The sequence below is a fragment of the Microbacterium sp. SZ1 genome, assembly GCF_002362255.1.
In the GTDB taxonomy this organism is placed as follows: Bacteria; Actinomycetota; Actinomycetes; order Actinomycetales; family Microbacteriaceae; genus Microbacterium.
This window is the reverse complement of record NZ_LPVV01000009.1, coordinates 46645-52644: the sequence shown is the minus strand read 5'-3', so window position 1 is coordinate 52644 and position 6000 is coordinate 46645. Positions and strand designations below refer to the sequence as shown.

Here is a 6000-nt window from a genome sequence, read left to right as displayed (position 1 = left end):
GGGCAACTTCTCAATCTTACCTGTGCCATCCAGGCTGTCAAATCGACACGCCGTGTGGTTCAGGCCCAGTTCTGCGCCCCGCGCTGATCGCGCTCGGGCAACTTCACTAGTTTATCCGTTCCGGTCCGGCTGTCAAATCGACCGCCGTCCCTTTCGGGAAGCTCCCACGTCGGACAGAAGTGTGTCCGTGATCCGCTCCGAGGAGCTGATCTGAGGGAGGTGGTTCTCCGCTTGAGGGGGGTAAGGCTCTCGGCCTCTCCGCTTCCCTGTGGGGCGAACAGGTAATAACTTACGTGGGTTCGCCGGGTCCGGCAAATCGCCCCGATCCGCCGGGCGTGTCGGAGACGGATCGGGTTCGTGCAGTCAGCCGCGACCGCTGCCCGGGCGCCAGAGCACCAGGTCCGTCGACCGGCGGATCCGCCGACCGCTCGGCATCGGGACGACACCAGACGATCCCGCGGCGAACACCCGAACTCCCGGACGGTTCTCCCGCTCCGCGCGCAGGGCGGCATCCAGCTCGACGATGCGGCGCCGCAGCATCCGGTTCTCGTCCTTGAGGTCGAGCAGACGCGCGATCGCCGGGAGGCTCATTCCCTCCGACGAGAGCTGCGCGACCTCGCGGAGCTGCTCGATGTTGCGGGTCGAGTAGCGGCGCGAGCCGCCGGAGGTGCGGCCGGGCACCACGAGCCCGATCCGGTCGTACTGCCGCAGGGTCTGCGGGTGCATCCCGGCGAGTTCGGCCGCGACGGCGATCGCGAACACCGGGGTGTCGGCATCCATCTGCATGTCAGCCATGGAGTGTCACCTTCTTCCGTCCGGTGTTCGTGATCGTCGTCGGGGTCATCGCCGCGCTTTCGCCATGAGGTCGGCGCGGGGATTCTCGTTCGGTTCGAGGGCCTGGAACTTCTGCAGCGCCTCCTTGGCCTCCTCGTCGAGGTGAGACGGCACCGCGATCTGGAGCTCGGCGAGCAGGTCGCCGGTGCCCTTCGAGGTGGTGACACCCCGTCCCTTGATGCGCAGGACGCGACCGGAGGGGGTGCCGGGCGCGACCCGCAGCTTCACCGTCTCGCCTCCGAGCGTCGGAACCTCGATCGTCGCACCGAGCGCGGCTTCGGTGAACGTCACCGGAACCACGATGCGCAGGTTGAGTCCGTCACGGGTGAAGACGGGATGCGGCCGCACTGTGATCTGCACCACGATGTCGCCGCTCTCGCCGCCGTCCGGCGACGGGCGACCCCGGCCGCGCAGGCGGATCTTCTGCCCGTCGGAGACGCCGGCGGGGATCTTCACCTTGAACGGCTTGCCGTCTTCGCCCTGCAGGGTGATGGTCTCGCCCTGCACGGCGGTGACGAAGTCGAGGGTGGTGCGCGCCGTGACATCGGCGCCCCGCTGGGGGCCGCCGAAGCCGCGGAAGCCGCCGGAGGTCTGCCCGAACCGGCCGGAGCCGAACGAGCCGCCCTGCCCCTGGTTGAACATCGCGAAGATGTCCTCGAAGTCGGCGGACTGTCCGCGCCCCTGCTGGCCGAACCGGCTGAAGACGTCTTCGAAGCCGCCGCCGGACTGGCCGCCCGCCGTGAAGCGGGCGCCCGAGCCCATGGCGCGGATCTCGTCGTATTCCTTGCGCTGCTCGGAATCGGAGAGCACCGAGTACGCCTCGCTGATCTCCTTGAACTTCGCCTCCGCCTTCTCGTCACCCTGATTGGAGTCGGGGTGGTACTTGCGTGCGAGCTTGCGGTACGTCTTCTTGAGATCGGCGTCGCTGACGTCCTTCGAGACCCCGAGGGTCTTGTAGAAGTCCTTGTCGAACCAGTCCTGGCTAGCCATTCATCACCTACTCGGCAGGTACGGCGACGACGACCTTCGCTGGCCGCAGCTCGACGTCGCCGAGGCGGTATCCGACCTCCACCACCTCGAGGATCGTGGTGGTCGTGGCGCCGGGGGTGGGCTGCTGGAAGATGGCCTCGTGGCGCTGCGGGTCGAACTCCTCGCCCTTCTCGCCGTACGAGACCACGCCGAGGCGATCGACCACGGCGCGCACCTTGTCGGCGATCACGGCGAAGGGCGTGCCCTCGACGAGATCACCGTGCTGGGCGGCGCGCGCGAGGTCGTCGAGCACGGGGATCAGGCCCTTGGCCGCCTCGCCCTTCGCTCGTTCGATCTCGATCTGGCGCTGCTCCTCGGTGCGGCGGCGGTAGTTCGCGTACTCGGCCTGCAGGCGCTTGAGGTCGTGCAGCAGCGCGTCCTCGGCATCCGCCAGTGCGGCGTCGCCTGCCGCGGCGTCTTCGGTCTGCCCGGCGTTCAGGATGTCGTCGACCGTGAGGTCGTCGGGGGCGCCGTCGACCGGCGTCTCGTCCGAGCCCTCGGCGGCCATCGCCTCGCGGGAGTCCTGGTTCTGCGGCTCGGGGCCGGATGCCTGAGCATCCGACCCCTCGCTGCGAACCTCGTCGTCGTCGAAGTTCTTGTCCGTCATGATTACTTCTTCTCGTCCTCGTCGTCGACGACCTCGGCGTCGATGACGTCCTCGTCGGAGGAGGCGCCATCACCGGCCGGGGCGTCGCCCTCAGCGCCGGCGCTCGGAGCACCCTCCGCCTGCGAAGAGGCGTACAGCGCCTCGCCGATCTTCGACTGCGACTGGTTGAGCTTGTCGAACGCGGTCTTCACGGCCTCGTCGTCCTCGCCCGCGAGCGCGGTCTTGAGCGCGTCGACGTCGGCCTTGACCTCGGTCTTCACGTCCTCGGGCAGCTTGTCGTCGTTCTCGGTCAGCAGCTTGTCGATCGAGTACGCGAGCGTCTCGGCCTGGTTGCGGACCTCGGCGGCCTCGCGGCGCTGCTTGTCCTCAGCGGCGTGCTCCTCGGCCTCGCGCACCATGCGCTCGATGTCCTCCTTCGACAGCGACGAGCCGCCGGAGATGACGATCGACTTCTCGGTGCCGGTGCCCTTGTCCTTCGCGGACACGTGCACGATGCCGTTGGCGTCGATGTCGAACGTGACCTCGATCTGCGGGATGCCGCGGGGGGCAGGCGCGATGCCGGTCAGCTCGAACGTGCCGAGCGGCTTGTTGTCGCGCGTGAAGTCGCGCTCGCCCTGGAAGACCTGGATCGCGACGGACGGCTGGTTGTCGTCGGCCGTCGTGAAGGTCTCGCTGCGCTTGGTCGGGATGGCCGTGTTCCGCTCGATGAGCTTGGTCATCATGCCGCCCTTGGTCTCGATCCCGAGGCTCAGCGGGGTGACGTCGATCAGCAGCACGTCCTTGCGCTCGCCCTTGAGGACACCGGCCTGCAGGGCTGCGCCCACGGCCACGACCTCGTCCGGGTTGACGCCCTTGTTCGCTTCCTTGCCGGTCTCGCGCTTGACGAGCTCGGCGACGGCGGGCATACGGGTCGATCCACCGACGAGCACGATGTGGTCGATGTCGGCGACCTTGATGCCGGCCTCGCGGATGACGTCCTCGAAGGGCTTCTTGGTGCGGTCGAGGAGGTCCTTCGTGAGGTCCTCGAACTTCGCGCGGGTGATGGTCTCGCTCAGCGACACCGGACCGGACTCCGTCAGCGACAGGTACGGCAGGTTGATGCTGGTCGAGGTCGAGGAGGAGAGCTCCTTCTTCGCCTGCTCGGCGGCCTCCTTGAGGCGCTGCAGGGCGATCTTGTCACCCGAGACGTCGACGCCCGTGGTCTCCTTGAACTGCTTGATCAGGTAGTCGACCAGGCGCTGGTCCCAGTCGTCGCCGCCGAGACGGTTGTCGCCGGCGGTCGCGCGGACCTGGATGGTCGAGAAGTCGTCGTCCTTGCCCACCTCGAGGAGCGAGACGTCGAACGTTCCGCCGCCGAGGTCGAAGACGAGGATGAGCTCGTCCTCCTTGCCCTTGTCGAGGCCGTACGCCAGAGCGGCGGCGGTCGGCTCGTTGATGATGCGCAAGACGTTGAGGCCGGAGATCTCGCCGGCCTCCTTGGTGGCCTGACGCTCGGCGTCGTTGAAGTAGGCGGGGACGGTGATGACGGCATCCGTCACCGTGTCGCCGAGGTAGGACTCTGCGTCGCGCTTGAGCTTCTGGAGGATGCGCGCGGAGATCTCCTGCGGCGTCCACTTCTTGCCGTCGACGTCGAACGACCAGTCGGTGCCGATGTGACGCTTGACCGACGCGATGGTGCGGTCGACGTTGGTGACGGCCTGGCGCTTCGCGGTCTCGCCGACGAGCACCTCGCCGTCCTTCGTGAATGCCACGACCGAGGGGGTCGTGCGGAAGCCCTCGGCGTTGGCGATGACCTTCGGCTCGCCGCCCTCGAGGACGCTGACGACGGAGTTCGTCGTACCGAGGTCGATTCCTACAGCACGTGCCATGTTCTTCTCCTTTGTGTTGCTGAGTCTGATGGTCGGAAAGTTCGGGGCGATCAGGGAAACCTGAGTCGCGATGACTCAACTGTACTCCGCGGGCCGGATGCTGTCAAACAAACTTGATATGAAGTGGCTCAACTTTGAATCAGCCGAGAATGGTGACCGGAGGTAAGGCCACCCTCACCGCCTGCTGGCAGGATGGAGGCGGAGGCACGAATGACCGACACGACGCCCTACGACGCGCTGATCGTGGGTGGAGGGCCGGCCGGCCTGTCCGCCGCACTGAACCTGGGCCGCTCGCTGCTGCGCGTGCTCGTGATCGACGCCGACCGCCCCCGGAACGCCGCGACGCTCACATCCCACGGGTTCCTCACGCGCGACGGCGTTCCCCCGCACGAGCTCCGCCGCCTGGCGCGCGCCGAACTGGCCGCCTACCCGAACGTCGAGATCCGCTCCCGGGTGCGGGTGCTCGCGCTGAGTCGGGACGGCGACGTCTTCTCCGCCGCACTGGGACGCCGCGAACCGACCGAGACGGTCATCGCCCGCCGTGTGATGCTCGCGACAGGTCTGCGCGAGACGCTGCCCGACGTGCCGAACCTGCGCGGCTTCTACGGCATGAGCCTGTTCAGCTGCACCGCGTGCGACGCGTGGGAGCTGCAGGGGCGCCGGCTCGCCCTGATCGGCGAGACGCACGACCTCGCCGACCGCGCGCGCCTGATCGCCCACTGGACGCCGAGCCTCACCGTCTTCACGAACGGCTCGGAGGCGGTCACGACGGCCCAGGAGTCCGCGCTGCGCGCGCTCGGCGTGCGCGTCAGACGCGAGCGCATCACCGAGCTGGTCGGCGATCGGGGACGCATTGAGGCGGTGCGGGTCGAGGGCGGCGGCGGGACGCCGATCGACGGCGGATTCGTGCGCCCGGAGTGGCATAACGACCTGTCGTTCCTGCGCGGGATGACCCCGGCGGTCGACGAGAACGGGCATGTCCTGGTCGACCGCAGCGGGCGCACCGACATCGCGGGGCTCTATGCGGCGGGCGATACGGCGGCGCCCGGGCCGCAGCAGCTCATCGTCGCCGCCGGTGCGGGAGCTCAGGCGGCGAGAACGATCGTTCGGGATGCCGTCGGCGTCGAGTTCGCGCACTGAGCGCTGCGCTCGGCGCCGGTCACGACCCGGCGCGAGTGCGGCGCGGGAACCTGCTACTTGCCGCCGGGAGGACCCGCCAGCAGCAGGATCACATACAGCGCGACGATCGCGACGACGAGCAGGATCGCCAGCGCCCACGGCCGCCGCAGGAACCAGCGCATCAGACGGTCGTACCAGCGGGCGTCACGCGGGTCGTCCGTCTCGGCGAGACGCCACTCCCCCGTGAGCCGGCCCGTGCGTTGCAGCCAGATCTCGACGGGGATCGTCGCGTAGGGCACGACGGCGCTCGCGATCGCGACGACCGCGACCCCGACGTGCCAGCGCTGATTGAGGGCGACGAGCACGGCTGTCGCCCCGTAGGCGAGGAACACGAATCCGTGGATGCCGCCGCCCACCGTCACGACGACTCCCGGGGCGCCGAGCGCGCGGGCGATGATCGCCGAGATGAGGATGGTCCAGGTGATCGCCTCCGCGATCGCCAGGACACGGAACAGACGGCCGGGTGAGCGGAACACGGGACTC

At 68.5% G+C, this 6000-nt stretch carries 6 protein-coding genes; 1 reads left to right on the top strand and 5 read right to left on the bottom strand.

Annotated elements, in window-relative coordinates:
- Nucleotides 1-363: 363 nt before the first annotated feature.
- Genes AUC47_RS07025 through dnaK form a run of 4 tightly spaced genes read right to left on the bottom strand, consistent with a single transcriptional unit; the run spans nucleotide 364 to nucleotide 4338 of the window.
- The gene (locus tag AUC47_RS07025) at nucleotides 364-795 is read right to left on the bottom strand and encodes a heat shock protein transcriptional repressor HspR (protein WP_096714502.1); all 432 of its coding nucleotides are present in this window, start codon (nucleotides 793-795) and stop codon (nucleotides 364-366) included.
- A gap of 45 nt (nucleotides 796-840) precedes the next feature.
- Complete coding sequence (locus tag AUC47_RS07020; RefSeq protein ID WP_096714501.1) at nucleotides 841-1824, bottom strand: DnaJ C-terminal domain-containing protein; 984 nt, start codon at nucleotides 1822-1824, stop codon at nucleotides 841-843.
- 7 nt (nucleotides 1825-1831) lie between these two features.
- Entirely contained in the window at nucleotides 1832-2470 is a 639-nt protein-coding gene (locus tag AUC47_RS07015) for a nucleotide exchange factor GrpE (RefSeq protein ID WP_096714500.1), read from the bottom strand.
- Nucleotides 2471-2472: 2 nt separating this feature from the next.
- Nucleotides 2473-4338, bottom strand: coding sequence for a molecular chaperone DnaK (dnaK, locus tag AUC47_RS07010; RefSeq protein ID WP_096714499.1), 1866 nt, complete (start codon nucleotides 4336-4338; stop codon nucleotides 2473-2475).
- Nucleotides 4339-4548: 210 nt separating this feature from the next.
- Here dnaK and AUC47_RS07005 point away from each other — a divergent pair, with 210 nt between their 5' ends.
- The gene (locus AUC47_RS07005; protein WP_096714498.1) at nucleotides 4549-5478 is read left to right on the top strand and encodes an NAD(P)/FAD-dependent oxidoreductase; all 930 of its coding nucleotides are present in this window, start codon (nucleotides 4549-4551) and stop codon (nucleotides 5476-5478) included.
- A gap of 53 nt (nucleotides 5479-5531) precedes the next feature.
- Here the strand turns inward: AUC47_RS07005 and AUC47_RS07000 are convergent, their stop codons facing one another.
- Complete coding sequence (locus tag AUC47_RS07000) at nucleotides 5532-5993, bottom strand: DUF3817 domain-containing protein (protein ID WP_096714497.1); 462 nt, start codon at nucleotides 5991-5993, stop codon at nucleotides 5532-5534.
- Between the last annotated feature and the right edge of the window lie 7 nt (nucleotides 5994-6000).

Bases quoted from the DNA above. Each gene is read 5' to 3' on its own strand.
- AUC47_RS07025 (WP_096714502.1), bottom strand. From the start codon at position 795: ATGGCTGACATGCAGATGGATGCCGACACCCCGGTGTTCGCGATCGCC.
- AUC47_RS07005 (WP_096714498.1), top strand. From the start codon at position 4,549: ATGACCGACACGACGCCCTACGACGCGCTGATCGTGGGTGGAGGGCCG.
- AUC47_RS07015 (WP_096714500.1), bottom strand. From the start codon at position 2,470: ATGACGGACAAGAACTTCGACGACGACGAGGTTCGCAGCGAGGGGTCG.
- AUC47_RS07020 (WP_096714501.1), bottom strand. From the start codon at position 1,824: ATGGCTAGCCAGGACTGGTTCGACAAGGACTTCTACAAGACCCTCGGG.
- dnaK (WP_096714499.1), bottom strand. From the start codon at position 4,338: ATGGCACGTGCTGTAGGAATCGACCTCGGTACGACGAACTCCGTCGTC.